The following is a 1,044-nucleotide window of genomic DNA, read 5'->3' as shown; positions in this document are numbered from 1 at the left end:
GGCGCCCGCAGCAGCCTCGTCCACGTCGGGATCGGCCCGGACAGCCCGGGCCTGCGCACCGCGGACGCGCTCCTGCGGTGGGGCGCGGAGCACTGGTGGGCGCTGCTGCCGATCGCGCTGCTGGCCAACACCAGCGTCAACGTGCTCACCGCGGCCGTGGTCACCCGTCCGGTGCTGCGCCGGCTCGCCGTCGGCGCGCCGGAAGCCCGGTCCGACCACCCGAACGCGCCCATATGGGCACCGGGGCCGGCGCCGGCGCGCCGGAAGCCGGCGGCCCGGGGGTGTCCGGAACCGCCCGCGGCGGAACAGCCTCCACATCCGCTGCCCGTCCGCCTGGAATCCGTCACCTACCGCTATCCCCATGTGACGCGGGATGCGCTGCGGGACGTGTCACTGACGATCCGGCCGGCCGAGTTCGTGGCGATCGTCGGCGGCAACGGCTCGGGGAAGTCGACGCTCGCCCGGATCATCAGTGGCTGGCATCCCACCGACGGGCGGGTGCTGCGGCCCGGCGACTGCGCGCTGGGCCGCACCGGCGGCACCGCTATGATCTTCCAACGTCCGGAGTCGCAGGTCCTGGGGGTGCGGGTCCTCGACGACGTCGTCTGGGGCCTGCCCGACGGCGCCACCGTCGACGTGGAGGCCCTGCTGGCGCGGGTCGGGCTCGCGAACGTCGCCGACCGCGAAACCGCCACGCTCTCCGGCGGGCAGCTCCAACGGCTGGCGGTCGCGGCCGCGCTCGCGCGGGCGCCCCGGCTGCTCGTCTCCGACGAGTCCACCGCCATGGTGGACACCGAAGGCCGCGACCAGCTCACCGACCTGCTGGCGCGGCTGCCGGACGAGGAGGGAGTCGCGGTCGTCCACGTGACCCATCACCCGGCGGAGGCACAACGGGCGCACCGCCGGATCGTCCTCGACGCGGGCCGGCTGACCTCGGCGAGCGCCCCGGCGGGCGGTGTGCCGTGCGCGTCCCCCTGGCGCCCGCCGCGGGCCCGGCCCGCGCAGTCCCGCTCGATGGCCCTCCCGTCACCCATCCCGCCGTCC

1 protein-coding gene is annotated in these 1,044 nt (G+C 76.3%); it reads left to right on the top strand.

Translation table 11 applies throughout. The annotated features are described in order from the left end of the window. A partial coding sequence (locus AC5LUJ_RS22145) for an ABC transporter ATP-binding protein (protein WP_493465663.1) occupies positions 1 to 1,044 on the top strand: 1,044 nt, incomplete at both ends.

Source organism: Protofrankia sp. CiP1_Cm_nod3, from assembly GCF_982290655.1.
Note: the sequence above shows the minus strand (reverse complement) of the source record. Positions and strands in the feature narration are given on the sequence as shown.